Annotated in this window: 22 protein-coding genes; 18 read left to right on the top strand and 4 right to left on the bottom strand. The window is 64.6% G+C overall.

All coding sequences use genetic code 11. The features are described 5' to 3' along the window. Positions 1–63: 63 nt before the first annotated feature. A complete protein-coding gene (gene pdxR, locus AB7008_RS28085; protein ID WP_304490001.1) occupies positions 64–1473 on the bottom strand; it encodes a MocR-like pyridoxine biosynthesis transcription factor PdxR in 1410 nt (469 codons plus the stop codon). Between the two features lie 107 nt (positions 1474–1580). Between pdxR and AB7008_RS28080 the strand changes: the two genes are divergently transcribed. Both AB7008_RS28080 and AB7008_RS28075 read left to right on the top strand, forming a co-directional pair. Next, on the top strand, positions 1581–2042 hold the full coding sequence (locus AB7008_RS28080) for a carboxymuconolactone decarboxylase family protein (RefSeq protein ID WP_028155985.1): 462 nt from the start codon (positions 1581–1583) through the stop codon (positions 2040–2042). Positions 2043–2091: 49 nt separating this feature from the next. After that, positions 2092–2730, top strand: coding sequence for an HD domain-containing protein (locus AB7008_RS28075; protein WP_304490000.1), 639 nt, complete (start codon positions 2092–2094; stop codon positions 2728–2730). Positions 2731–2738: 8 nt separating this feature from the next. Here the strand turns inward: AB7008_RS28075 and AB7008_RS28070 are convergent, their stop codons facing one another. Then, the gene (locus tag AB7008_RS28070) at positions 2739–4058 is read right to left on the bottom strand and encodes an MFS transporter (RefSeq protein WP_441259853.1); all 1320 of its coding nucleotides are present in this window, start codon (positions 4056–4058) and stop codon (positions 2739–2741) included. Between the two features lie 653 nt (positions 4059–4711). Between AB7008_RS28070 and AB7008_RS28065 the strand changes: the two genes are divergently transcribed. The 4 genes from AB7008_RS28065 (at position 4712) to AB7008_RS28050 (ending at position 8838) form a co-directional block, all read left to right on the top strand. Further along, the gene (locus AB7008_RS28065) at positions 4712–6589 is read left to right on the top strand and encodes an adenylate/guanylate cyclase domain-containing protein (protein ID WP_441259852.1); all 1878 of its coding nucleotides are present in this window, start codon (positions 4712–4714) and stop codon (positions 6587–6589) included. A gap of 49 nt (positions 6590–6638) precedes the next feature. After that, the gene (locus AB7008_RS28060; RefSeq protein WP_441259851.1) at positions 6639–7484 is read left to right on the top strand and encodes a phosphatase PAP2 family protein; all 846 of its coding nucleotides are present in this window, start codon (positions 6639–6641) and stop codon (positions 7482–7484) included. Positions 7485–7597: 113 nt separating this feature from the next. After that, positions 7598–8158 (top strand): papain-like cysteine protease family protein, encoded by a 561-nt coding sequence (locus AB7008_RS28055; protein ID WP_304489996.1) that lies wholly within the window; start codon positions 7598–7600, stop codon positions 8156–8158. A gap of 29 nt (positions 8159–8187) precedes the next feature. Continuing rightward, on the top strand, positions 8188–8838 hold the full coding sequence (locus AB7008_RS28050; protein ID WP_304489995.1) for a hypothetical protein: 651 nt from the start codon (positions 8188–8190) through the stop codon (positions 8836–8838). A gap of 89 nt (positions 8839–8927) precedes the next feature. Here AB7008_RS28050 and AB7008_RS28045 read toward each other — a convergent pair whose 3' ends face one another. Together AB7008_RS28045 and AB7008_RS28040 are read right to left on the bottom strand one after the other, a co-directional pair. Beyond that, entirely contained in the window at positions 8928–9182 is a 255-nt protein-coding gene (locus AB7008_RS28045; RefSeq protein WP_038955334.1) for a DUF3551 domain-containing protein, read from the bottom strand. Between the two features lies 1 nt (position 9183). Next, a complete protein-coding gene (locus AB7008_RS28040) occupies positions 9184–9504 on the bottom strand; it encodes a DUF3551 domain-containing protein (protein ID WP_304489994.1) in 321 nt (106 codons plus the stop codon). A 254-nt stretch (positions 9505–9758) separates the two neighbouring features. On the opposite strand from AB7008_RS28040, the gene AB7008_RS28035 reads away from it, so the two are divergent. The 12 genes from AB7008_RS28035 (at position 9759) to rseP (ending at position 26017) form a co-directional block, all read left to right on the top strand. Next, positions 9759–10478 (top strand): outer membrane protein, encoded by a 720-nt coding sequence (locus AB7008_RS28035; RefSeq protein WP_014494930.1) that lies wholly within the window; start codon positions 9759–9761, stop codon positions 10476–10478. A 485-nt stretch (positions 10479–10963) separates the two neighbouring features. Beyond that, the gene (gene dnaE, locus AB7008_RS28030; protein ID WP_441259850.1) at positions 10964–14467 is read left to right on the top strand and encodes a DNA polymerase III subunit alpha; all 3504 of its coding nucleotides are present in this window, start codon (positions 10964–10966) and stop codon (positions 14465–14467) included. 328 nt (positions 14468–14795) lie between these two features. Beyond that, positions 14796–15566, top strand: a complete 771-nt coding sequence (locus tag AB7008_RS28025) for a carbonic anhydrase (protein ID WP_441261255.1) — start codon at positions 14796–14798, stop codon at positions 15564–15566. Between the two features lie 175 nt (positions 15567–15741). Next, positions 15742–18216 (top strand): caspase family protein, encoded by a 2475-nt coding sequence (locus tag AB7008_RS28020; protein WP_441259849.1) that lies wholly within the window; start codon positions 15742–15744, stop codon positions 18214–18216. Between the two features lie 230 nt (positions 18217–18446). After that, positions 18447–19442, top strand: coding sequence for a 30S ribosomal protein S2 (locus AB7008_RS28015; RefSeq protein ID WP_028155996.1), 996 nt, complete (start codon positions 18447–18449; stop codon positions 19440–19442). A 134-nt stretch (positions 19443–19576) separates the two neighbouring features. Then, a complete protein-coding gene (gene tsf, locus AB7008_RS28010; RefSeq protein ID WP_028155997.1) occupies positions 19577–20500 on the top strand; it encodes a translation elongation factor Ts in 924 nt (307 codons plus the stop codon). Positions 20501–20560: 60 nt separating this feature from the next. Next, a complete protein-coding gene (pyrH, locus tag AB7008_RS28005) occupies positions 20561–21277 on the top strand; it encodes a UMP kinase (protein ID WP_028151698.1) in 717 nt (238 codons plus the stop codon). A gap of 63 nt (positions 21278–21340) precedes the next feature. Continuing rightward, on the top strand, positions 21341–21904 hold the full coding sequence (gene frr / locus AB7008_RS28000; RefSeq protein WP_014494937.1) for a ribosome recycling factor: 564 nt from the start codon (positions 21341–21343) through the stop codon (positions 21902–21904). Between the two features lie 91 nt (positions 21905–21995). Then, positions 21996–22754 carry an isoprenyl transferase gene (locus AB7008_RS27995; RefSeq protein ID WP_014494938.1) on the top strand — a complete coding sequence of 253 codons (759 nt, stop codon included), beginning with the start codon at positions 21996–21998 and terminating at the stop codon, positions 22752–22754. Further along, positions 22751–23593 (top strand): phosphatidate cytidylyltransferase, encoded by an 843-nt coding sequence (locus AB7008_RS27990; protein ID WP_175627359.1) that lies wholly within the window; start codon positions 22751–22753, stop codon positions 23591–23593. Before AB7008_RS27995 ends, AB7008_RS27990 begins: the two co-directional genes overlap by 4 nt. 4 nt (positions 23594–23597) lie before the next feature. Next, complete coding sequence (gene dxr, locus AB7008_RS27985) at positions 23598–24821, top strand: 1-deoxy-D-xylulose-5-phosphate reductoisomerase (RefSeq protein ID WP_028155999.1); 1224 nt, start codon at positions 23598–23600, stop codon at positions 24819–24821. Between the two features lie 44 nt (positions 24822–24865). Beyond that, a complete protein-coding gene (gene rseP, locus AB7008_RS27980; protein WP_028156000.1) occupies positions 24866–26017 on the top strand; it encodes an RIP metalloprotease RseP in 1152 nt (383 codons plus the stop codon). Positions 26018–26046 lie beyond the last annotated feature (29 nt).

Here is a 26046-nt window from a genome sequence, read left to right as displayed (position 1 = left end):
TGGCATGCCGTAGCGTCTATTGCGCCGGGCAGGACATCATGCTGTCTCGAAATACTGCGTTCGTCACGTCAGGCGATCGATGATTTCAAAGAGCCTGTCGCAGGAAGCCTCGATCCGCTTTTGCGGCGATGTGGCGATACCCAGCAACAGACCGGGGCGCGCCGAAGCCATCGACGCATACCACAGCGACAGCGGGGTAGGCGCCAGCCCGAACGATGCCGCTTCCCTGGCGATGGCGAGATCGGGCGCTCCATCCGGCAGCCGCAGGACCGCTGCCAATCCGGCAAGCGCAACGTTGGCGGTACGTGTCCGAAGCTGTTTCAGCAATGCATCGCCTTGCGCGGTGTAGACCCGCTTCGTGCGCCGGAGATGCCGCAGATAATGGCCCTCGCGCATAAAATCGGCGGTGGCGAGCTGCACCGCGGGCCCGGGCGCCGGAGCGAGGCAAGCCGCGGCTTCGGCAAATCGCGACGCCAGAGCCGCCGGCGCAACGACAAAGCCGAGCCGCAGGGCAGGGGTGACGGTCTTGCTGAAAGAGCCGATATGGATGACGCGGCCCGCGCGATCGAGCGAGGCGAGTGCCGGCGTGGCCCGGCCCTTGAGCTGAAGCTCGCTGAGATAGTCATCCTCGATCACCCACGCCTTGCGTCGGGTGGCCCAGTCGAGCAGGCGCGAACGCCTCGCCAGCGACAATGTGGATCCGAGTGGCGCCTGCTGTCCGGGCGTCACGACGACAAGCGCGGCGTCAGGAGCATGTTTCAGGCCGTAGTCGACATCGATGCCGTCAGCGTCGACCGGGATCGGCGCGATCGACAGCTTTGCGAGCGCGAGACCGTGCCGCGTGATGGGAAAGCCCGGATTCTCCACCCAGACCTTCGTCTTTGGCTCGGGGCCGAGGACACGGAGCGCCAATCCGAGGCCGCCGCTGAAACCGCTGGTGATGATGATCTGCGACGGCGTGCACGCGATCCCCCGCGCCACCGCGAGGTAGGCTGCGATCTCGCGTCGCAAGTCGAGTTCGCCGCGCGGATCCGGATAGATCGCCGGCGCGCTCATTTCGACGCGAACCGCCTGCGCGCGCATCCTTGCGAGCAGCGTGGCAGGAAACGTCTCTTGCGCAGGCACGCCCATCTGGAAGATCGCCGGCCCCGCCGTGAGCTCCTGGTACATCTCCATGAATGAGCCGGGGGCCGGGGCCTTGTCCTTGCGAACGGGAAAGGACGGCCGATCCACGACATGCGTTCCAGTCGCGCGTGACGCGACGATCAGTTGGGCGGAGGACAGCTTTTCATACGCCGCGCGCACGGTGCCCCGCGCGACGCCAAGCTGGGCTGCCAGATCCTGCCAGGAGGGCAGGCGCGCTCCGGGCGCGAGCACGCCGTTCGCGATGGCGGCCCTGATGCCCCCATGGATCTGCTCGGCCAGCGGCGTCTTCGCAGAGCGATCCAGGTCCAGCCGTAGCGGTTTGGTCATGGCCCTTGGTACACGATTTTCGTGCGTTCTTGGTTCTTTTCTGTGAACCAGGGCAGGGCCATTTATGGCGGAGATCAAGGGGCATCGATTCATCAAGGAGCAGGACAATGACCAGGCGTCTCGACTACGACCGTATCGCGCCGGCAGGCGTGAAAGCGCTGGGCGGCGTCTACGGCTACATCATGCAGAGCAATCTTCCGGCGGGGTTGATCAACCTCGTCTATCTGCGCGTATCCCAGATCAACAACTGCGCCTATTGCCTCGACCTGCACATGCGCGATCTGCTCAAGAGCGGAGTGAAGCTCGAAAAGCTCGCGTTGTTGCAGGCGTGGGAGGAGGCCGGCCATCTGTTCGACGCGCGCGAGCGCGCCGCCCTCGCATGGGCCGAAACGGTGACCCGCGTCGCGGATACCGGCGTACCGGATCAGGCCTATGAAGCCGCGCGCGCGGTGTTCGAGGAGCGCGAGCTCGTCGATCTCACCATCGCGATCGGCCTGATGAACACGTACAATCGCATGGCGATCAGCTTCCGTAAAACGCCGCAGGCCGCCGTCGAGACGGCGGCCTGACGGCCACGAACGGCATCGGCCGTAACAGATGCAAAGCAGGAGCTTGAAAATGACGAACGTGATTTCCGGTGTCAAGATTCCCGACAGCAAGCTGGCGCGCGAAGCCGCCGAGCTGGTGCGCAGTTACGAAGACGAGATGCTGTTCAACCATTCGGTCCGCGTCTACGTGTTCGGCGCGATGAAGGGGCTGCGTCAGAAGCTGAAGTTCGACGCCGAACTGCTCTATGTCGCGGCGCTGTTTCACGACCTCGGCCTCGTCGATCATTACCATACGGCGACGAAGCGATTTGAGGTCGACGGGGCCGACGCCGCGCGCGACTTCCTCCGGGCGCGCGGCATTGCCGAGCCGCAGGCCGATCTGGTGTGGGAAGCGATCGCACTGCATACCACGCCCGGCATCCCGCAATATATGAGGCCGGAAATCGCCCTGACGAACGCAGGCGTCCTGGTGGATGTCGTGGGCGTTGGCTATGACGACTACACGCCGGAGCAGCGCGACCAGGTGATCACGGCGTTTCCGCGCGGCGATTTCAAGAACGAGTTCCTGAAGGTGCAGACCTGTTCAGCGCTGAAGAAGCCCCAGACAACGTTCGGGACGGTGAATTTCGACTACATCGAGGATCACGATCCCAGCTTCCGCAAGCCCAACGCGTGTACGCGCATCCGCAATACGCCCTGGTCAAGCTGAGCTGCCGCTCAAGCCACCGGATCCCGGACGGCATCCGAACGGCTTCGGTCATCCGGCGCCAGCGGTGGCGCCGGCCTCGCGGGAGCGTTCTTCAGCGAAGCTCCGTCGCTTGCTGAAGTGATCTCGACTGGCGTGGGTCCAGTGTCGCGCCAGGCGACGATCCAGATCAGGAAGCCAAGAAGCGCGAGCGCGGCGCCGACGGGACCGGTGGAGGTCCAGCCCAGCCCCTCGCGTATGGCAAGGCCGCCCAGGAACGGGCCGAGCGCATTGGCGGTGTTGAACGCCGAATGGTTGAGCGCAGCAGCGAGCGCCTGCGCGTCTCCTGCGACGTCCATGAGCCGCGTCTGCAGGACGGCGCCGAGCGAGACGCTGGCGCCGATGGCGAAGACGTCCACCGCGAGCAGCCAGGGATTGCCGGCGGCAAGCGGATACAGCAGCAGCGCGACCGCGGCGAACAGCAGGATAGCGCCCGCCGTCGGCATCAAGGCGCGGTCGGCAAAGCGCGGCACGAACAGATTGCCGAGCGTGGCGCCGATGCCGAACACGGCCAGAAAGAACGGAATCACCGCGGGGCTGACCTTGGTGACCTCGATCAGGGTCGTCGCCAGATAGGTGTAGACGGCGAACATGCCGCCGAAGCCGATGGCGCCGATCGCAAGCGTGATCCAGACGCGGCCGCTCCTGAGCGCCGCGAGCTCTCGCCGCGGATCCGATTGGCCGGCCTGGTCGCGCGGCGCGAACAGGGCGCACAGCAGGACCGTGATCAACGCCAGCACCGACACGAGGCCGAAGCTCGCGCGCCAGCCGACCGCCTGGCCGATGAGATTGGCCAGGGGCACGCCGATGATCGTGGCAGAGGTCAGGCCGAGCATCACCTGGCCGATCGCCTGCGAGCGGCGGTGTTGCGGAACGAGCGAGGCCGCGACCAGCGCGGCGATGCCGAAATAGGCACCATGCGGCAATCCCGACAGAAATCGAGCCGCGATCATCCAGCCGAAGCCCGGCGCGAGCGCGGTGAGCGCGTTGCCGAGCGCGAACACGGCCATCAGGGCCAGCAGCTGGGTGCGCCGGGCGAACCGCGCGCCAAGCACGGCGATCAGCGGTGCGCCCAGCACCACGCCGAGCGCGTAGGCACTGATCGCGTGCCCCGCAGAGGGCTCGTCGATCCCGAGGTCGGCAGCGAAGAACGGCAGCAAGCTCATCGATGCGAATTCGGTGGTTCCGATCGCAAAGCCGCCCATCGCGAGCGAGAACAGGACGATGGCGAGGTGAGGGGGCGCTGAGGCCGAGTTCGCTCTTGGCGAGGTCGCGTGAGGCGAGGTCGTCATGTGTCCTGCATTGGTGGCGTCAACGGGAACCAGCCCAGCGAACGTCGCCACCCCTGCAAGATTTGTCGTCGTACTTAAACCCGCACCAGCCCGCGTCAACACCGGAGGCGCGATGCAAGGCGTGCCGCATATCAGCGTCCCGATTTGCGAGTGGCGCCATCCGGACGCGTCGCGCATGACGCCCGATGCCTCATCGGTGCCTTCCCACGACTTTCGCTATCCTCTTAACAGACGGTGCCTGATGGCAAAGCAGTTGCATATCTGCAGCAAAGTGTATTGAAGGTTGAAGCGGTCGGGCGCGACCTTTTGCCATCGGGCCCGGCGCGAGGGCTTTCACTTCGGGGGCCGGTGCAAGTGAGAGTCCGCGAATGCTGTCGAAATTCAAAAGGAATTCATAAGGAATTCAAAAGGAATTCGAAAGGCAGAGTGCTCGGATTGGGGCACCTTATTCCAGCGCGAGCCGCTCATCGCCAAGATGAGGTAATCCGTAGAACCCGTCTTACTCTCCGCCGCCACTTGTTGTGGCGCTGCCGCTCGGAGCCATTCGGGTGATTTTGGTAGCGCCTCAACCGAATTGCGTTTAGCCTGTTACAGATTGGTTCAACGACGAGACTCTGCTCGGCGAGATGCTTTATCCGCCGCTGAGGGGATCAATGAAGTCGGAGCCTACGAGCGTCACCCCGTCGTCGCCGAACACCGCCAACGAGAGTGGTGCGAGGTTGGTTGGTGCTGCCGAACAGGACTTTGATTCCCCGGCAGGTGCCATCCTCAAATTCGAAAGACCTTTCCGCGCCGTCCTCGTGGCGGACGTCGTCAGCTATACCAGACTTATGGAAGCTGCTGAGGTCGAGACGCATAGTCGCTATCGGGCTCTTCGCGTGAGCGTCATCGACCCTACCTTGATCGGTCGACGAGGCGAGATTGTGAAGAACACCGGCGACGGCTTCGTCGCGGTATTCGAGAGCCCGCTCGATGCCCTTCGCTGTGCCTCCGAGTTGCAGCGTGAAGTCACCGGGCTTGAAATCCTGCAACCTCCCGAGCGCCGCATAGCCTTTCGCATCGGCGTCCATTGGGAGCCTGTCATCTTTGATCTGAACGATGTCTACGGCCATGGCGTCAATATCGCGGCACGCTTGCAATCTGTCGCTCCCGCGGGCGGCGTTGTGGTGTCATCGGCCCTTTTGATGGTCGTCGCCGATCTCAGCGAATTCAAGTTTGACGACCTGGGTGAGCTTCATCTCAAGAACCTGTCGCGGCCGGTTCATGCCTTTCTCCTGCTCTCGCCGGGAGTGGACCGCCGCACGGTGATTGGCGCTTCCACCAAATCCTCGAGACGAACCAAACTGCCCTCGATCGCCGTTCTTCCGTTTGCGAACAGCTCCTCGGAGGTCGACGACAGCTATTTTGCCGAAGGCTTCGTCGAAGACATCATTGTCAGCCTGAGCAATATCCAGGAGCTCCTGGTGGTGTCTCGCGGGTCGACGATGCCGTTTCGTCAGCGCGAGATCGATCCCGTCGAAATCGGCGAGAAGCTTGGCGTTCGCTATTACGTCAGCGGTCACGTTCGCCGATCGGGCAAGCGAGTCCGGTTTTCGGTCGAGCTGGTCGATGTTGCGACCGGCTCCGTGGTGTGGGCGGAGAAATACGACACGGAGCTCGCGGACGTTTTCGAAGTCCAGGACGAGATCGCCATTGGTGTCGTTGAGAAGATCGCCGCCTATGTGCGTCGCGCAGAGATCAAGCGGGCGCTGCGAAAGCCGCCCAAGAGCCTCAATGCGTATGACTATCTCCTGCGGGCGCTTGAGCTGCTCTACAAATTCGATTTCGCGAGCTTCTCGCGCGCCAAAGGGCTGCTCGAGAAAGCCAGCGAGGAAGACCCCGAATACGCGGCGCCGTATGCGTTCGCTGCGAAGTGGCACAATTTCAAGATCGCGGAGGGGTGGTCGTCGGATTTCGATGCGGATTCGGCCGACGTGATCCGGCTGTCCAATTGTGCCATCGAAAGAGACCCCCACAATGCTCTCGCGCTCGCGATACAAGGGCACGGCAAGAGCATGTTTTTCCGTGACTACGATAGCGGATTGGACCTGTGTGAGCGGGCTCTTGCCATATCGCCAAGCAATTCGTGGGCATGGGTGTTCGGGAGCGGGACCCCCGGATTCATCGGCGATGCTTCAACAGGAATTGCCCGTGCGGAGCGCGCCATCCGGCTTTCACCACTTGGCCAACAGGCCTTTTTCAATTTCTGCCTGCTCGGCCAAAATCATTATCTGAACGGAACGTTTGACGATGCCATTCGCTGGTCGAAGAAGTCTTTGACCCTCAGCCCGCGTTTTGGAAACGCCGCGCGCGTCCTCGCCGCAAGCCTCGTCGCTGTCGGTCGCCTGGAGGAAGCGCAGCAGGTGTCGTTGCACCATAAGAACATCCTGCCCGGCTTCAGGGTATCGGACTATGCGCGCCGTTGTCCGTTCAAGGAGCCCCAGGGGTCTTTATATGTCGAGCGATTAGGAGCAGCTGGGTTGCCGGATTGATGGGGCCAGGAGCCCGGTTCAAATTATTAGCCCCTCGATGGAGAGCACAATGCCTGGTGTTGCAGGAGGAGGCGGTGGTGGCGGCGGTGGTGGCGGTGGTGGCGGCGGCGGCGGAGGCGGCGGTGGTGGGGGCGGCGGTGGTGGCGGAAACGGCGCAGTTAGCGGCGGCTACGTTGGCGGCGGAATTCCCCCGCGTCCTTTCCCGATCTTCGAGAGTTTCGTCGGAGTCCTGCCCGGTAGCTTGAATTACGGGGCGACATTCCCGCTGTCTGCCTGGCGCCCTGACTTTTTTGCCCAGATCGCATTGCTCGAATTTGCCAGGACCGATTGGCAAACCATCACTGTCGCCGGCCCGCCAACGGATCACGATGTGATTTTCGGGGAGATCGACGAACTCCTTGGGGCGTCGATGGATCGTCGCAAGAGGTTGGCAGATGAGATCGTCGATCAGGACGTGAGGCTTGTCGGCTATTTTGCGCAGGTCCTCATGCTTTCGCCGTCGGCGCATCCAAATACGATAAAGATTCTGGAGATGGCCGATCATGTTGGGCTGATGGTCGCCGTCTACTACAAGCTCAGGTTCAATCGCGGGCGGCCGCAACAGGTGTGGCCGGGGCTTTTCCCAATGGTCGCTTCGCCCTGGCACGCCTCCTATCCGAGCGGACATTCGCTGGAGAGCCACCTGATGGCACTGGCGCTGGGAGAGATTATCCCCGGTGCCAAGAGTGCGCTGAGGGCGCTGGCCGCGCGGATCGGGAAGAATCGCGAGATCGCTGGCGTCCACTACCCGAGTGACACGGCTGCCGGGAAGGCCATTGCTGAAGCCGTGTTTCCGTACCTCCAGCAATGCGGCACCTTCCATGCGGTGACCGAGGCAGCAAAACAAGAGCATTGAACCGTGCCTAATGCCGCAGCCGAGATCGCATCCTTGGATTTTGCAAGGATGCGCTCCGCACGGCCACAAGGAATTGAAGTTGGACCAATCGATCTCAACCACGAGGTATTGCAATGGGTGTGGAAGAAATTTCCGTCATCGAAAGGACGCGGATTCAGTTGGCGCCAGATTTCACGATGCAACATCAGTGTCACATCAATTGGTGCTGGGCAGCCGTCGCTTCCAGCATCTCGCGCTATTACGACGAGACCAGCATTTTCACGCAGTGCCACATCGCCGACCTTGAATTGAACCGGCATGATTGCTGTGATTTCCCTTGCGGCACGCCGGGCCTGGAATTCGATGTGACGCATACTCTTGGATCACCGCTCAACCGAGTTCGCTGCCTCGCCCTGTTGGCCTACGACCAACGAGCGACACGAATGGAGGTGCAGCAGGAGATCAGTGCAGGGCGACCCATTTGTGTTCGCACGGTCTGGTCGGGAGACGAAGATGAGGAGGGACCGGCGCACTTCGTCGCGATCGTCGGATATCTGGAGGATACCGACAGCCTGGTCATCGAGGATCCCCTTTACGGCTCGACACCAGAGATCCAGTTTGATCGATTTTGCTCAAACTATCGGGACGCCAAAGGTGTCTGGACGGACACCTACTTCTCGAAGCCCCCGGTCTAGAACCTCGCCACCGCGAAAGGAGAGAAAAGATGGCAATTCATCCCAGCGATCCTCCGGCGGCTGCGGTCGTAGCTGTGAAGCGAGCGGTGGCCATCCGGGTGGGCAATCCGAAATTCCCGCGATCAAGGCTTTCCACTGCCAACCGCGACGCGGTCTTCATTTCCCTGCCGCATCGCATTGCCTATCTGGCTTTTGGCAAGATCCGTCGCGCAGAAAAACTGCGAGCGGCTGCGACGATAGGCAATTGGAGATTTCTTGTGATTGAAGCGAAGCGGCGCACCACCGCTGATGATGGTGGAGGGGAGGAACAGGAGCCGATCGCTGCTGCGACAATCGTGAAGTCGGCAGCGACGACGTATGAGACGACGTATGAACTGGGTGACCTGAACGAAGGGCCGTTTGTGGCGGCGACGTCGGAGGCGATCCGTCGTGCCGAGAAGCTTCCTGAAGTTCGGGAAGGACGCTTCGAGGCTTTCCTGCTCACCGTGCCGGCGGTCCATGTGACAGCGCTCTGGTTGCAAGATTATCAAGATTGTCATGGCGATGCGGACCTGCTGCTGACGTTACCGCCCTCGGACCAGGCCTTGGAGCCGTATCGGCCGATGGCGTCGGCTGCGTTCTTGGCTGTCGTGCAAGACCTCGCTCGGAAAGTAACTTCCGAATACGCGACGAGGGGGTGAGTGGGCAATGTCGGCGCGATGGAAAAGCTCGCAAGTGCGTTAAGCTCGTAAGGGCGTCAAAGTTGGCAAGTCCCGGCAGAGGAGCACGCCTAGTCCGCCTGCTTCGGCCGTCGGGGAGCCTTTGACCTCTTCTGCGGAAAGTATGGATTCACGGTACAGCTCGCGGAGCGGCCGACGGCGAGAAATCTGCACTGTTCGAGCGAAGTGTAGCGGCAGTCGAAATAGCCGACCGGGCCGTATATCTGCATGCAGACGGGATAGCTGGGATCGTAGGTCTGCGCGTGCGCCGGCACGCCCGAGAAGAGCAGGCCGGTGGCGACGAGCGCGAAGCGGGCGCGGCGCATCTCAGCGCGGCGGGTAGTAGCCGGGTGAATAGCCCGGTGTCTGGGCGCCCGGACGATTCTGATAGGCGTAGGGATCATCGCTCTGGCCAGTGAAATACGGATTCGCGAGGCAGGTCAGCGCGCGGCCCGACGAGCTTGCCTGACACTGTGCGTAACTGTCGAACGTGCAATTGCTCAGCCCCGGCCATTCATCGCCGGTCAGGCAGAACGCGTGATGCGTGCCGAATGCGCGTGCGGGCGCGCTTGCGCTCAGCGTGAGCGCGAATGTGGCGATTGCGAGCGAAAGTGTGGCGACAATGGGGAGGGCAATCTGTCTACGCATCTCAATCTCCAATCACACAATCGTGCGTGCATCAGGTCTCCAAGCACAGATGCAATATACGTCGTGCAGTCGACATTGGAACTCATGAAAACCCTTGTTTCAAAGGGTTTCCCGCGCACGCTGCTAAACATTCATTAACGCAGCACAGCCCTTTGGCTCCGACTGTTGCGTCGGAGTTACAGCAATTCCGTCGAGCGCTGATATGACGACGCCACGGCCCGGGGGCCTAATGACGAAACTGGAACGGGAATCAAATGAACAAGAATCTGTTGCTTGCTGCTGTGAGCCTTGTCGCGCTGAGCGCGACTGCGCCGGCGCTGGCTGCTGACCTCGCTGCGCGGCCTTACACCAAGGCGCCTGCGATGATCGCGACCGTCTATGACTGGAGCGGCTTCTACATCGGCATCAACGGCGGCGGCGGTTCGTCGCACGCGACCTGGGATTTCGTCGGCGTTGGTCGTGAAGGCTCGCACGATGCGACCGGCGGTACGGTCGGTGGTCAGATCGGCTATCGCTGGCAGTCCGGCCAGTGGGTGTTCGGCGTGGAAGGCCAGGGCAACTGGGCCGATTTCTCGGGCGACAACGCCAGCGCGCTGTTCGCCACCCGCAACCGCACCAAGATCGATGCGTTCGGTCTGATCACTGGTCAGGTTGGCTACGCCTGGAACAACGTCCTGGTCTACGTCAAGGGCGGTGCGGCTGTGGTCAGCAACAAGTACGAGATCTCCAACACGGCGGGCGCGCTGCTCTCCTCGTCCAGCGACAGCCGCTGGGGTGGCACGGTCGGTGCCGGCCTCGAGTACGGCTTCGCGCCGAACTGGTCGGTTGGCGTTGAGTACAACCACATCTTCCTGTCCGACAAGGACGTGACCTTCGCTGGCTTCGCCGGTTCGGAGCGCATCCGCCAGGACGTCGACATGGGTCTCGTCCGCCTGAACTACAAGTTCGGCGGCCCGCTGATCGGCCGTTACTAAGAAAACGCCTGAGACTGATCGCTCTGCCTGGAGCGGTTGTCGAAGCCCCGGCCGTTGGCCGGGGCTTTTTTATTGTTTGAATTCAGCGAGTTAACCATCCCATTTCGAGGTGGCCGAGACGGCTTGACTCTCAAGAACGAAATGAGAACAATGTTCTTCATACGTTCTGGTGATGGAGCAAGCCATGTTCAGGATTTTCGTGGAAGAAGCCGCCGCACTCGCCTCGATCTCGCTGTTCGTCGGGATGATCGCAATCTGGGCGCAGGTGATTCCGCAGCTCTAGGCCGCGGCTGGCCAGACCCCCTTGGTCATGCCCTTGGGGAAAAGCGGGACGACGCGGCCGTTTCGTGGCTCCGGCGTGGACTCTGAAGCGGTGACGCCCCACCATTGTGAGGCGAGTCGGCTGGGTGGGCGGAAGATGTCCTCATGATCCCCCTGGAGCCGGCGACCGCTCCATCTCATCTGCAAGAGGCCGTCACGCGACCATGCCGAGCGCCGGATTTGTCCACCTTCACGTTCACTCGGCCTATTCGCTGCTCAAGGGCTCGATCAAGATCGCCAAGCTCGCCGAGCTTGCGAAGAAGGACCACCAGCCCGCACTGGCGCTGACCGACACCGACAACATGTTCGGCGCGCTGGAGTTCTCCGACAAGATGGCGGGCTCCGGCATCCAGCCGATCGTTGGCTGCGAGCTCGCGATCGATTTCGGCGACCAGGATCCCAATGCGCGCAACGCGCTGCTGCCGTCGCGTGTGGTGCTGCTGGCGGCCCAGGAGCGCGGTTATCGCAGCCTGATGCGGCTGAACTCGCGCGCGTTCCTCGAATCGCCTGACAGCCACGCGCCGTTCATCAAGCTCGATTGGCTCGACGGTGAGACCGAAGGCTTGATCGCACTCACGGGCGGCCCCGACGGTCCAATCTCGCTCGCGCTTGCGAGCGGGCAGGCCGAAATTGCGGCGACGCGCTGCGAGCGTCTCGCCGGCCTGTTCGGCGACCGCCTTTATGTCGAATTGCAGCGCCACAACATCGACAAGGAGCGCCGCGTCGAAAGCGGGCTGATCGACATCGCCTACGCGAAAGGCCTGCCGCTGGTTGCGACCAACGAGCCGTATTTCGCTTCGAACGACGATTACGAGGCGCATGATGCACTGCTCTGCATCGCCGGCGGGCGGCTGATCGCCGAGACCGATCGCGTTCAGCTCACGCCCGATCACCGCTTCAAGACCCGCGCCGAGATGGCGGTGCTGTTCGCCGACATTCCGGAGGCGCTGGCCTCGACGGTGGAGATCGCCGAGCGCTGCTCGTTCCGCCCGATGACGCGCAAGCCGATCCTGCCGTTCTTCACGGTCGGCGCCGCCGCCAGCTCCGACGCCGCGTCGGTCGAGGCGGCCGAGCTGAAGCGCCAGGCGGAGGAGGGGCTCGCCAACCGCCTGCGCGTGCACGGCCTGTCGCAGGGCACCACGGAAGAGGACTACAACAAGCGCCTGGCGTTCGAGCTCGACGTCATCATGCGCATGAAGTACGCGGGCTACTTCCTGATCGTGTCGGACTTCATCAAATGGGCGAAGGGCCAAGGGATTCCGGTCGGGCCGGGCCGCGGTTCGGGCGCCGGCTCACTGGTCGCCTGGGCGCTCACCATCACCGACCTCGACCCGATCAAGTTCGGCCTGCTGTTCGAACGCTTCCTCAATCCGGAACGCGTCTCGATGCCGGACTTCGACATCGATTTCTGCCAAGATCGCCGCGGCGAGGTGATCAGGTACGTCCAGGAGCGCTACGGTCGCGACCAGGTCGCGCAGATCATCACCTTCGGTACGCTGCAGGCGCGCGGCGTGCTGCGCGACGTCGGCCGGGTGCTGCAAATGCCCTATGGCCAGGTCGACAAGCTGACCAAGCTCGTGCCGCAGAATCCGGCCGCGCCGGTGACGTTGGCCGCCGCGATCGAGAGCGAGCCGAAGCTTCAGGCGTTCCGCGATGAAGACCCGGTGGTGGCGCGCGCCTTCGACATCGCGCAGCGCCTGGAAGGCCTGACTCGCCACGCCTCGACGCACGCGGCCGGCATCGTGATCGGCGATCGCCCCTTGAGCGAACTCGTGCCGATGTACCGCGATCCCAAGTCGGACATGCCGGTGACCCAGTTCAACATGAAATGGGTCGAGCCGGCCGGGCTCGTGAAGTTCGACTTCCTCGGCCTGAAGACGCTGACCGTGCTCGACGTCGCGGTGAAGCTCCTGAAGCCGCGCAACATCGATATCGATCTCGCGACGCTGCCGATCGACGATGCCGAAAGCTACCAGATGCTGGCGCGGGGCGAGGTGGTCGGCGTGTTCCAGGTTGAAAGCCAGGGCATGCGGCGCGCGCTGGTCGACATGCGCCCCGACCGTTTCGAGGACATCATCGCGCTGGTCGCGCTCTATCGTCCGGGCCCGATGGCGAACATCCCGACCTATTGCTCGCGCAAGCACGGCGACGAGGAGCCGGAATATCTGCATCCGGTGCTGGAGCCGATCCTGAAGGAAACCTTCGGCGTCATCATCTACCAGGAACAGGTGATGCAGATCGCGCAGGTGATGTCGGGCTATTCGCTCGGCGACGCCGACCTGCTTCGCCGCGCCATGGGCAAGAAGATCCGCGCCGAGATGGACAAGCAGCGCGACATCTTCGTCGCCGGCGCGGTCAAGAACGGCGTGCCGCGGGGGCAGGCCGAGACCATCTTCGAGCTGCTCGCGAAGTTCGCCGACTACGGCTTCAACAAGAGCCACGCGGCGGCCTACGCGCTGGTCTCCTACCACACCGCCTATATGAAGGCGCATTACCCGGTGGAGTTCATCGCAGCGTCGATGACGCTCGATCTCAACAACACCGACAAGCTCTCCGAATTCCGTTCCGAGGCGCAGCGCCTCGGCATCAAGGTCGAGCCGCCGAACATCAACCGCTCAGGCCCGACCTTCGAGGTCGGCGAGAAGACGATCTATTACGCGCTCGCCGCGCTCAAGGGCGTCGGCATCCAGGCGATCGAGCAGATCATCGAGGAGCGGACCAGGCGCGGGCTGTTCACCTCGCTCGCTGACTTCGCCGCGCGGGTCAATCCGCGCGCGATCAACAAGCGCATCATCGAAAGCCTCGCCGCTGCGGGCGCCTTCGACACGCTGGAGCCGAACAGGGCGCGGGTCTTTGCCGGCGCGGACTCGATCCTGGCCGCCTGCCAGCGTGCGCATCAGGCCGAGACGATCGGCCAGAACGACATGTTCGGCATGTCGGCGGACGCGCCGACCATCATGCTGCCGCAGATCGAGCCCTGGCTGCCGGCCGAGCGGTTGCGCCGCGAATATGACGCGATCGGATTCTTCCTGTCGGGCCATCCGCTCGACGATTACGCGATGGTGCTGAAGCGCCTGCGGGTGCAGAGCTGGGCCGAATTCTCGCGTGCGGTGAAGACCGGCGCCACCGCAGGCAAGGTCGCGGCCACCGTGGTGTCGCGCATGGAGCGGCGCACCAAGACCGGCAACAAGATGGGTATCATGGGGCTCTCTGATCCCACGGGCCATTTCGAGGCGGTGCTGTTCTCCGAAGGCCTCGCGCAATATCGCGATGTGCTCGAGCCGGGCGCCGCCGTGCTGCTCCAGTTGGGCGCGGAATTGCAGGGCGAGGACGTCCGCGCGCGCGTGCTGCATGCCGAGCCGCTCGATGACGCCGCCGCCAAGACGCAGAAGGGCCTGCGCATCTTCGTGCGCGACACCAAGCCGCTGGAGTCGATCGCCAAGCGACTGGCCGGACCCGACATGGCGGCCTCGAACGGCGCCGCGCCAAAGGTCGGCAGTCCCGGCATCGCGCCGCGTTCGAACGGCGACGGCGAGGTCTCGCTGGTGATGATGCTCGACCTCGAGACCGAGGTCGAGATGAAGCTGCCGGGCCGCTTCAAGGTCTCGCCGCAGATCGCCGGCGCGATCAAGGCGGTCGCGGGCGTGGTGGACGTGCAGCAGCTCTAGGGCGCGACGAGATCTGGAAGAAACGTCATCGTGCCGTGGATCGTTGTTGGAGCCTGATCCAGGCGCAAATGCGTGCCGCGTTTGTCGCAAGGGAAAATTGCTGCGCTTTTTTTCGGGTCAGGCTTTAGCGGCCCGATTGCAAACATACGCAGACGAGCGCAAGTTCGTGCAGTCATTGCGCGGGAAGCAAGCGCCCCCTTCGGCTTTGCAGCATGGTTCGCGGTGCAGCAATCATCAGTTGCATCATTTATCATTGGTGATTTCTTCACATCGGCGGACCTATCCTCGCGACGCTTCCATTCGTCCACTGTACCCGGGGAAACGTCACATGTGCGACCAATGCTCTGAATCTCTGCATCATCAATCTCTGCATCAAGACATCGCGCCGTCACGGCGGTCCGCGATGCTGTTTGGCGCCGCCGCGTTTGGCATGGCTTTCGCCGGCGGAGCCGTCGCCAACGGCGCCCTGGCAAAGGAAGCCAAACAACCGCCGAAGCCGGAGAACGTGCTGTCGCCCGATGCGTCGTTGAAACGACTGATGGAGGGCAACGCGCGCTACGTCTCGGGTGTGGCGCGGCGGCATGATTTCAAGCATGAGCGCGAAGCGCTGGCGGGCGGGCAGAACCCGTTCGCGGCCGTGCTGAGCTGCGCGGACTCGCGCATTGCGCCGGAATATGCCTTCGACTCGGGCCGTGGCGATCTCTTTGTCTGCCGCGTCGCCGGAAACTTTGCTGGGACCGAAACCATCGCCAGCATGGAATATGCGGTCGCCGTGCTCAACGCGCCGCTGATCCTCGTGCTCGGCCATGATGCCTGCGGCGCGGTCGATGCGACGCTGAAGGCGATCAAGGACAACACGTCGCCGCCGGGCCACATTCCCTCGCTGGTCGATGCGATCGCGCCCGCCGCAAAGGCTGCGATGCAGCAGGGTGGGGACGTGCTCAACAAGGCGATCCGGCAGAACGTGATCGACAACGTCGCGAAGCTGAAGTCGGCCGCGCCGATCCTCAACGCGGCCGTGGAGCAGGGCAAGCTGAAGGTCGTCGGCGGTATCTACCGGCTCACGACGGGAACAGTCGATCTGATCGCGCAGGGCTGAGCGAGGCTCGCGCCGCAATGCGGTCGTGAGGCTTACGCGGGCCTGACGCAGGGGTTTGATGGGGCGGGGGCGCCATGCCACCGCCTCAATCCGCGCCTTTCGTTCAAGAGCCATTCAGCCGGCCGCGCGTCTCATATACGGTGGCAGCTCAACAACGATAGCGGGCAAGCAAGCCATGCGTGGGACCTACAAGGCCTTCCTCTGTTTTCTCCTGCCGATCCTGGCCTTCGCTGCGGCCGCGCCCGATCCGGCGCGCGCGCAGCAGCAGGAAAAGCGCATCGCGCTCGTGGTCGGCAACGGCGCCTACGCCAAGTCGCCGCTGGCGACGACCGCGAACGATGCCGGCCTGATCGCGCAGACGCTGCAAGCGGCGGGCTTCGACGTGGTCGGCGCGCGCGACCTCGACGGCGACACGCTGCGCAAGAGTCTTCGCGATTTCATCCAGAAGGCGCAGGCCTCGGGTCCCGGCACCGTCGCGATGGTCTATCTTGCCGGCTATGGCGTGCAGCTTGCCGGCGAGAACTATTTCATCCCGGTCGATTCCAACATCACCCGCGACACCGACATTCCGACCGAAGGTCTGCGCATCAGCGACTACGCCCGCCAGCTCGCCTCCATTCCGCTCAAGGCCAACATCGTCGTGCTCGACGCGGCGCGCGCGCAGCCCTTCATCGAGGGCGGCCAGCCGATCGCGAGCGGACTGGCGCTGGTCGAGCCGGATCCGAACATGCTGATCGCCTTCAACGCCGCGCCCGGCACGGTCGCGCCGGAAGAGCCCGGCCCGTACGGCATTTATGCGCAATCGCTGGCGGAGATGATCCGTACCGGCGGCCTGCCGCTGGCCGAGGTGTTCGACCGCGTCCGTCTGCGCGTCAACGAGGCCAGCAAGGGCGCGCAGGTGCCGTGGAACGAGGCGAAGATATCGGCGCCCTTCTCGTTCTTCGAGCGCGGGCCCGATGCGCCGCCTCCGGAGGCCGCGCCCGACCAGGTTGCCGCGATCCGCAACAAGCCGATCCGCGATCTCGGTGTGCAGGACGCCTATGCGGCCGCGCTCGAGCGCGACACGCTGCCGGCCTACGAAGAGTTTCTCGCGGCCTATCCCGGTGACCCGCTGTCGAAGCGCGTGATGGTGATCGTCGCGGCGCGCCGCGAGGCGATCACCTGGCGGCGGACCTACCGGAACGATACGCCGGAGGCCTATTGGTCCTATCTGCGCCGCTATCCGCGCGGGCCGCACGCGGCCGATGCGCGCCGGCGTCTGGCGATACTCACCGCGCCGCCCGAGCCACCGCCGACCTTCGCGATGATCGACTATGACGTGCCGCCACCGCCGCCGGAGGAGGTGGTCTATGTCGACCGTCCCGTGCTGTATTTCAGCGACCCTGATTTCGGTTTCGCGCCGCCACCGCCGCCGCCGGTCTATTATCTGCCGCCGCCGCCGCCGGATTTCGTCGTGCTCGAGCCGCCGCTGCCTGTGGTCGGCCTGTTCGTGCTGCCGCAGCCGCTGTTCGTGCCGATCCCGGTGTTCGTCAGGCCGCCGATCTATGTTGCGCCGCCGCCGAACAACATCGTCTTCAACAACATCCATAACACCACGGTCATCAACACCGTGATCAACCGGCCGCCCGCCCCGCCCGTGGGAGCGGGAGGAGGGACCGGGCCTGGCAATCTGAGGCCGGCGCTTGCCGACCGCGCCAGCCCGGTCGCGCCAATGTTGCCGCAAGCGGCTACGCAGCGCGCCGCGCTGATCCAGCAGGGCAAGGCACCGATGCCGCCGAGCGCGACGGTCCAGCCGACGGCAAGGCCGGGGACACCTCCCGGGACGCCGGCCAATGTCGCGCCGACCGGCGCACCCCCCGCCGCACCGCCGCCCAAGCTGCCACAGACCAACACGTTGCCGGTTCCCGGCGCCCAAGGCGGGCCGCCAGCGCCGCCGGCCGGGGCAGGGACGCCGCAAGGCGGCAGGCCCTCGGCGCCTACGGCGAATGCACCCGGCGCGCCCCCGCCGACGCATCCGGGGGCGCCGACCACGGCTGCGCCCGGCACAACGCTGCCGCCCCATCCTGGTGCGCCAACGGCCGGCACTCCGACGACCGTTGCGCCCACCGCGAACCCGGCTGCGCCCGGCCAACCGCCGAAACCGCCGGTTGCCCAGACCCCGCCCGGGGGCGGCAAGTCTGCAACCCGCGAGCCGGCCGGCGCGTCGCCTCCGGGCACGCCGCCCGGCACGCCCTCGGGCGCGGCGGGCAAGCCGGTCACGCCGCCGCCCTCGGCGGCGCGCGAACCTATCAAACCGCAGAACTCGCCCGCGACCCCTCCGGCGCAGGCCGCCCGGCCGTCGCCGTCAGCCCCAGCATCGCGGCCGCAGGCTGTGGCGAGGCCGACGCCACCACCGCCCGCCGCTCGCCCGGCACCGCCGCCGCATGTCGCTTCGCCTCCGCCGGCCCGCGCGGCTCCGCCTGTGGCCGTCGCGCGGCCGGCGCCTCCGCCAATGGCGCGGCCCGCGCCGCCACCGCCGGTCGCCCGGCCGGCACCACCGCCGCCGCGGATGGCCGTCGCGCCACCGCCCCCGCAGCGTCCGGCGGCGCCTCCGCCGCACCCAGCGGCGCCGGCGGCGAAAAAGTGCCCGCCGAACCAGCCCAAATGCTAGGTCTTTGCTAGGTCTTTACGGACTGCCGTGGTCTTTACGGAAGAGGGCCTTCGGGGGACGAAAACCGCCCCCGAAAGGCCCTTATTTCCTTGCTTCTGGCCGAAATGGCGCTATATAGCGCCCCATCTCACACGGAAACATGGCTCACAAGGCCGTCCGGTGGCAACCGGGGCGAGAACGCTCCGTTTTGCTCACACGTTTCCGGAGGAACCAACCGGAGAATTGAAACTATGGCGCTACCCGATTTCACCATGCGTCAGCTCCTCGAAGCTGGCGTGCACTTTGGTCACCAGTCTCACCGCTGGAATCCGAAAATGGCTCCGTTCATTTTCGGCGCCCGCAACAACATCCACATCGTCGACCTCGCGCAGACCGTGCCGATGCTGCACACCGCCTTGCAGGCGGTCAGCGACACCGTCGCCAAGGGCGGCCGCATCCTGTTCGTTGGCACCAAGCGCCAGGCGCAGGACGGCGTCGCGGACGCTGCCAAGCGCTGCGCGCAGTATTTCGTCAATTCGCGCTGGCTCGGCGGCACGCTGACCAACTGGAAGACGATCTCGGCCTCGATCAAGCGCCTGCGTCATCTCGATGACGTGCTGTCCGGCGGCGACGCCAGCTCCTACACCAAGAAGGAGCGCCTGACGCTTCAGCGCGAGCGCGACAAGCTCGATCGCTCGCTCGGCGGCATCAAGGACATGGGCGGTCTGCCCGACCTGATCTTCGTGATCGACACCAACAAAGAAGACATCGCGATCCAGGAAGCCCAGCGGCTCAACATCCCGGTCGCCGCGATCGTCGACACCAATTCGGACCCGAAGGGCATCACCTATGTGGTCCCGGGCAATGACGACGCCGGCCGCGCGATCGCGCTGTATTGCGACCTGATCGCACGTGCGGCGATCGACGGCATCTCGCGCGCCCAGGGCGATTCGGGCATCGACATCGGTGCCTCGGCTCGCCCGGTTGCCGAAGATCTGCCGGCTGCCTCCTCGAGCGGTTTCCAGGGCCTTGCCGGTCCGCGCGGCACCGCCGACGACCTCAAGAAGCTCCCGGGCGTGTCGGGCGCGATCGAGAAGAAGTTCAACGACCTCGGCATCTTCCACTTCTGGCAGCTTGCCGAGCTCGATCACGACACCGCGCACAAGATCGGCGAAGAAGTCGGTCTGCCGAGCCGTGCGGATGCCTGGGTGGCCAAGGCCAAGGCGCTGACCGCGGAAGCGGAATAGTCAAAAAGAGCGATGGGTTGGCCGGATATAAGTCCGGCCACCATTTCAGTTGACGCGAATTCCTGAGATGGACCGCGGCGGGGCTGTTTGATGCCACGCCGCGGCAAACCGGCAGGCAAGAAGGATTTTCAACGATGGCAACGATCACAGCTGCGATGGTCAAGGATCTGCGCGAGTCCACCGGCGCAGGCATGATGGACTGCAAGGCCGCGCTCACCGAAAACGACGGCAACATGGAAGCCGCGCAGGACTGGCTGCGCAAGAAGGGCCTGTCGAAGGCCGCCAAGAAGTCCGGCCGCGTCGCCGCGGAGGGCCTGATCGGCGCGCTCACCAAGGGCACCAAGGGCGTCGTGGTCGAGGTCAACTCCGAGACCGACTTCGTCGCGCGCAACGGCCAGTTCCAGGGCCTCGTCAAGATGGTCGCACAGGTTGCATTCGACGTCGGCGCCGATGTCGAGAAGGTTAAGGCCGCCAAGGTCGGCGACGTCACGATCGAAGCCGCGATCAACGATGCGATCGCCACCATCGGCGAGAACATGACGCTGCGTCGCGCAGCTTCGCTCGAAGTGACGCAGGGCGTCGTGTCGAGCTACGTCCACGGCGCCGTCGTCGAAGGCGCCGGCAAGATGGGCGTGATCGTCGCGCTCGAATCGCCCGGCAAGGCCGACGAGCTCGCGGCCCTCGGTCGCCAGATCGCGATGCATGTCGCGGCCACCAACCCGCTCGCGCTCGAGCCGTCCGGCCTCGATCCGGCGGTCGTGAAGCGTGAGAAGGACGTGCTCGCCGACAAATATCGTCAGCAGGGCAAGCCCGAGAACGTGATCGAGAAGATCGTCGAGTCCGGCCTCAAGACCTACTACAAGGAAGTCTGCCTGCTCGAGCAGGCTTTCATCCACGACACCGGCAAGTCGGTGGCGCAGGCGGTGAAGGAAGCCGAAGGCAAGGTCGGCGGCGCGGTGAAGATCGCGGGCTTTGTGCGCTATGCTCTCGGTGAGGGAATCGAGAAGCAGGAAAGCGACTTCGCGGCCGAGGTCGCAGCGGCCAGCGGCAAGAAGTAAGCGCCGGTACGTTCCTTCCGGCTTGCCGCCGGAAGCGGCGCCCGGACGGGGAAAGTGCTCATGACTGATCCGGTCTATCGTCGCGTCGTGATCAAGCTGTCCGGCGAGTATCTCGCAGGACAGCAGGGTTTTGGCATCGATCAGCCGACCCTCGACCGGGTTGCGGACGATCTGATCGCCGCCCGCCAGCTCGGCACCGAGGTCGCGGTGGTGATCGGCGGCGGCAACATCGTGCGCGGCGTCGAAGTGTCCTCGCAAGGGGTGTCGCGCACCACCGGCGACACCATGGGCATGCTCGCCACCATGATGAACTGCCTCGCGCTGGAGGCGACGATCGAGCGCAAGGGCACGCCGGCCCGTACGCTGTCGGCCTTCGTCATGCCCGAGATTTCCGAGCTGTTCACCCGCACCGCGGCGCACAAATACCTCGCCGAGGGCCGGATCGTGCTGCTCGGGGGCGGAACCGGCAATCCGTTCTTCACCACCGACACGACCGCGGTGCTGCGGGCCGCCGAGATCGGGGCCGAGGCTGTGCTGAAGGCGACCAATGTCGACGGCGTCTACTCGGCCGACCCGAAAAAGGATCCGACCGCCACGCGATTCGACCGGCTGACGCATTCGCAGGCGATCGAGGGCGGCTACAAGGTGATGGATGCGACCGCCTTCGCGCTTGCCCGCGAGACGTTGCTGCCTATCATCGTATTCTCGATCGCGGAGCCGGGTTCGATCGGCGCTGTGCTGCGTGGCGGCGGCCACGGAACCGTCGTCGCCGGCTGACGGCTCGTCGGTCGCGCCTGAGGGGCGCGGAGTGGGTCGCCGGGATTTTGAAGGAGAAACGTGATGGCCACGGGTAATTTCGACCTCAACGAAGTGAAGCGTCGCATGCAGGGCGCCGTCCAGGCCCTCAAGCACGAGCTTGGCGGCCTGCGCACGGGGCGCGCGTCGGCCTCGATGCTCGACCCGGTGCAGGTCGAGGCCTACGGCAGCCACATGCCGCTCAACCAGCTTGCCACCGTCAGCGTGCCGGAGCCGCGGCTGATCTCGGTGCAGGTCTGGGACAAGTCGATGGTCAAGCCGGTCGAGAAGGCGATCGTCGATTCCAATCTCGGCCTGTCGCCCGCGACCGAAGGCCAGGTGCTGCGCCTGCGCATCCCCGAGCTCAACGAGGAGCGTCGCAAGGAGCTCGTCAAGGTCGCGCACAAATACGCGGAAGCCGCCAAGGTCGCCGCGCGTCACGTCCGCCGCGACGGCCTCGACGTCCTCAAGAAGCTCGAGAAGAATCACGAGATGTCGGAAGACGATCAGAAGCGTCACGCCGACGAGGTGCAGAAGGCGACCGACGGCACCATCTCCGAGATCGACCAGTTGCTGGCTGCCAAGGAAAAAGAAATCCTCACCGTCTAAAGCGATCATCGCGCTTTAGGTTATTGTTCGCGCATGGTCTTTTCGGAAAACCGCTTCGCACTTGTCCGGATCATGCTTTAGGGCCGCCTTCATGTCCAACGCCGCCGCGCCAGCAACCGAAGGACCCGACCGGTCCGACGCGCCTGCGCATGTCGCCATCATCATGGATGGCAACGGGCGTTGGGCCGCCGCGCGCGGCCTGCCGCGGGCCGAAGGGCATCGCCGCGGCGTCGAGGCGCTGCGCCGGGTGGTGCGTGCCTCGCACGAGCTCGGCATCCGCTATCTCACCATCTTCTCCTTCTCTTCGGAGAACTGGTCGCGCCCGGCGAGCGAGATCGGCGATCTGTTTGGTCTCCTGCGCCGCTTCATCCGCAACGATCTCGCGAGCCTGCACCGCGACGGCGTCAAGGTCCGCATCATCGGCGAGCGTGACGGACTCGATAGCGACATCTGCGCACTCCTCAACGAGGCCGAGGAGCTGACGCGCGACAACACGCGCCTGACGCTGGTCGTCGCCTTCAATTACGGTTCGCGGCAGGAAATCGCGAAAGCCGCCCAGAAGCTCGCGCGGGAAGTCGCAGACGGCAAGCGCGCCCCTGAAACGATCGACGCCGAGACGATCGGGGCTCATCTCGATGCGCCCGACATTCCCGATCCCGATCTCATCATCCGCACCAGCGGCGAGCAGCGGCTGTCCAACTTCCTGATGTGGCAAGCCGCCTACAGCGAACTGGTCTTCGTGCCGATCCACTGGCCCGATTTCGACAAGGCGGCGCTGGAAGGCGCGATCGCCGAATTCGCCAGACGCGAGCGCCGTTTCGGCGGTCTGGTCGCGAAAAACGCCTCGTGAGCGAACCCGACGCCGCATCGGCGGGCGCGAAGCCTGCCCCGAGCAATCTCGTGATGCGAGTCCTCGCGGCGCTGGTGCTGGCGCCGCTCGCCATCGCGCTGGCTTATGCCGGCGGCTGGCTGTGGGCGCTTCTCGTCACGCTGGTGTCGATCGGACTGTTTGCGGAATGGCTGATGGTGGTGGGCGCGGGGTCTGCCGCACTGACCGGGGCAGGGACCATCGTCATTGCGATGATGGGGGCCTGCGTCGCCTTCGGCGCGCTCAAGACCGCAATCATCACCGGCCTCATCGGCGGCGCGATCGTGACGCTGATCGCGCGGGGCAAGTTCATCTGGGCGGCCACCGGCTTCGCCTACGCATCGGCGGCGCTGCTGGCCTCGATCCTGGTGCGGCAGGATCTCGTCAACGGCTTCGCCGCCCTGATGTTCGTGCTGCTCGTGGTGTGGGCGACCGATATCGGCGGCTATTTCGCCGGACGCAGCATTGGCGGGCCGAAACTATGGCCGCGCGTGAGCCCGAAGAAGACCTGGTCAGGGGCGCTCGGCGGCTTTGCGGCGAGCCTTTTGGTTGCGGCCGGCTTTGCGGCGTGCGGGATCGGAAAGGCGGTTCCACTGCTGCTCGTCAGCGCCATCCTGTCGGTGGTATCGCAGGCGGGCGATCTGTTCGAATCCGCGGTCAAGCGGCGGTTTGGCGTCAAGGATTCCAGTCACTTAATTCCCGGCCATGGCGGACTGCTGGACCGTCTGGACGGTTTTGTTGCCGCCATCCTGATGGCATGGATTATCGGCTTTCTCCGCCATGGTGTGCATAGCGCCGGAAGCGGTCTTATGGTTTGGTGAGGATATGAGCGCGGTCCCATTGCGTAACAACAAGGCTGCGGCGTCGAGCGTCCGCAGTGTCACGGTTCTCGGCGCCACCGGCTCGATCGGCGACAGCACGATGGATCTGCTGCGCGCCTCTCCCGGGCGCTATCGCGTCGAAGCTCTGACGGCGAACGGCAATGTCGAAGCGCTGGCCAAGCTCGCCAAGGAGTTTTCCGCGCGCTACGTCGCGATTGCCGACACATCCAAGTTCGCCGAGCTCAAGGCTGCGCTCGCGGGAACGAGCACGGAATGCGGCGCGGGCGAAAGCGCGGTGATCGAAGCCGGCGCGCGTCCGGCCGATTGGGTGATGGCCGCCGTGAGCGGCGCCGCCGGATTGAAGCCGGCTTTGGCCGCGGTCGATCGCGGTGCGCATGTCGCGCTCGCCAACAAGGAATGTCTCGTCTGCGCCGGCGATTTCTTCATGCAGCGCGCGGCGAAAGCGGGCGCCTGCATCCTGCCGGCCGATTCCGAGCACAATGCGCTGTTCCAGGCGCTGGGCTCGGGCAACCGCGACGAACTCGTCCGCGTCATCATCACGGCCTCGGGCGGGCCGTTCCGAACCTGGAAGCCCGCCGATATCGAGCAGGCGACCCTCGAGCAGGCCCTGAAGCATCCGAACTGGAGCATGGGCCAGAAGATCACGATCGATTCCGCCTCGATGATGAACAAGGGCCTCGAGGTGATCGAGGCATCCTATCTGTTCGCGCTCTCGCCCGACGAGATCGACGTTCTCGTGCATCCGCAGTCGATCATCCACGGCATGGTCGAGTTCTCCGACCGTTCGGTGGTGGCCCAGCTCGGTTCTCCCGACATGCGCACGCCGATCGCGCACTGCCTCGGCTGGCCCGATCGCATCAAGGGGCCGGCGGCCAAGCTCGATCTGGCCAAGATCGGCCAGCTGACCTTCGAGGCGCCGGATTTCGAGCGCTTCCCCGGGCTTCGGCTGGCCTTCGATTCGCTCCGGACCGGGAAGGGGGCGACCACCGTCTACAACGCCGCCAACGAGGTTGCGGTCGCCGCCTTCATCGCCGGCAAGATCCGGTTCGGCGCGATCGCGCGGCTAGTCGAGGCGACGCTGGACGACTGGATCCGCGGCGGGAACCAGGCTCCCCTGACGTCCGCCGACGATGCTATCTCTGTTGACCATGTTGCGCGAAATAGAGCTGCCGCCCTATTGCCTCAAATTGCCTTAAAGGCATCCTAGATGGCACGGGGCCAGGGCCTTGCGGCGCTGGATGAGGGAATTCGATGATCGACTTTTTCGTCCATAGTTTCAATACGTTGAGCCATGGGCTCCTTGGCTACGCCGTTCCCTTCCTGTTCGTCCTGACGATCGTCGTGTTCTTCCATGAACTCGGCCATTTCCTTGTCGCGCGCTGGGCGGGCGTTCGGGTGCTGACCTTCTCGCTCGGTTTCGGACCGGAGCTGGTCGGTTTCAACGACCGCCATGGCACCCGCTGGAAGATCTCGGCGATTCCGCTCGGCGGCTACGTCAAGTTCTTCGGCGACGAGAGCGAAGCCTCGACCCCCTCGGCCGAGACGCTTGCGTCCATGACGGCCGAGGAGCGCGCCGGCAGCTTCCATCACAAGAAGGTCGGCCCGCGTGCCGCCATCGTCGCGGCCGGACCGATCGCCAATTTCATCCTGGGCGCGCTGATCTTCGCCGCCATGGCGCTCTATTACGGCAAGCCGAGCACGATCGCCCGCGTTGACGGCGTCGTCGCCGACGGCGCTGCGGCCGCGGCCGGCTTCAAGATCGGCGACGTCGTCGTGCAGATCGACGGCAAGCCGATCGAGAGCTTTGCCGACATGCAGCGAATCGTTGCGATGAATGCCGGTTCGGCGCTTGCCTTCCAGGTCAAGCGGGACGGCACCATCGTCTCCCTGACCGCGACGCCGGCGCTGCTCGAGCGCAAGGATCCCTTCGGCAACAGCCACCGCCTCGGCGTGCTCGGCGTCGAGCACAAGTCGCAGGCCGGCGAGGCCTCGACCACGCCGGTCGGCGTCGGCGAAGCGCTCAAGATCGGGGTCGAGCAGGTCTGGTTCATCATCACCAGCACCTTCAAGTTCCTAGGCTCGCTGTTCGTCGGACAAGGCAATCCCAACGAGGTCAGCGGCGTGCTCGGCATCGCCAAGATGTCCGGGCAGGCGGCCAGCGCCGGGTTCCAGTTCGTGATCAACCTGTGCGCGGTGCTGTCGGTGTCGATCGGGCTGTTGAACCTGTTCCCGATCCCGCTGCTCGATGGCGGTCACCTGATGTTCTACGCGGCGGAAGTGGTCCGGGGCCGGCCCTTGTCCGAGCGGACTCAGGAGATGGGGTTCCGAATCGGGCTCGGTCTGGTGCTGATGTTGATGGTGTTTGCCACCTATAACGACATCTTGCGGATGGCAGCTTCCTGATACGGGCTTTTTTGTGGCGTTGCTCATGA

The organism is Bradyrhizobium sp. 521_C7_N1_3, assembly GCF_052075975.1.
GTDB classification, from domain to species: domain Bacteria; phylum Pseudomonadota; class Alphaproteobacteria; order Rhizobiales; family Xanthobacteraceae; genus Bradyrhizobium; species Bradyrhizobium japonicum.
Note: the sequence above shows the minus strand (reverse complement) of the source record. Positions and strands in the feature narration are given on the sequence as shown.